This window comes from Arthrobacter pascens (assembly GCF_017052465.1).
Lineage (GTDB): Bacteria > Actinomycetota > Actinomycetes > Actinomycetales > Micrococcaceae > Arthrobacter > Arthrobacter pascens.
The window spans coordinates 1-668 of sequence record NZ_JAFHKT010000031.1 but is presented as its reverse complement, the minus strand read 5'-3'; the positions used below and the strand labels follow the sequence as shown (position 1 = coordinate 668).

1 protein-coding gene is annotated in these 668 nt (G+C 65.6%); it reads left to right on the top strand.

The window, feature by feature from the left end:
* Positions 1–230 precede the first annotated feature (230 nt).
* Positions 231–668: amino acid permease (locus JYA52_RS00130; protein WP_205651149.1), on the top strand; the 438-nt coding region annotated here is incomplete at its 3' end.

Here is a 668-nt window from a genome sequence, read left to right as displayed (position 1 = left end):
TCGAACACAGCCTGCTCACCGCCGAACAACTCCAGGAACTCCTCAGCCCCGAACGCCTGGCCAACCTCAGCAAATAACCCCCAACCGCCCCCTAACCTCGCAAGCTCGGTCAGGGAACCCGGCGGTCGTGGGCCCACACCAGTGCCGGTTGAGCCTGTCGAGACCGCGTCCCGACAGATTCAACCAGCGGATACAAGCACGCTCCCCAACCGGAAACCAAAGGATCCCCCATGTCCAATCCCCAACAGGGCGCCACTACTCAAGCGGCCGTCACGGACCATACCGTCCCGGCCCAGGCGCATGCCACCGAATCGCTCCTTCACGCGGAGGATAAGGGCTACCACAAGAGCCTGAAGCCGCGGCAGATCCAGATGATCGCGATCGGCGGTGCCATCGGCACCGGCCTGTTCCTCGGCGCCGGCGGCCGGCTCAACGCCGCGGGCCCCTCCCTCGTGATCGCCTACGCCGTCTGCGGGTTCTTCGCCTTCCTCATCCTGCGCGCCCTGGGCGAGCTCGTCCTGCACCGCCCCTCCTCCGGCTCCTTCGTCTCCTACGCCCGCGAGTTCTACGGCGAAAAGGCCGCCTTCATCTCCGGCTGGTTCTACTGGATCAACTGGGCCACCACCACCATCGTGGACATCACCGCCGCCGCCCTCTACATGAACTTC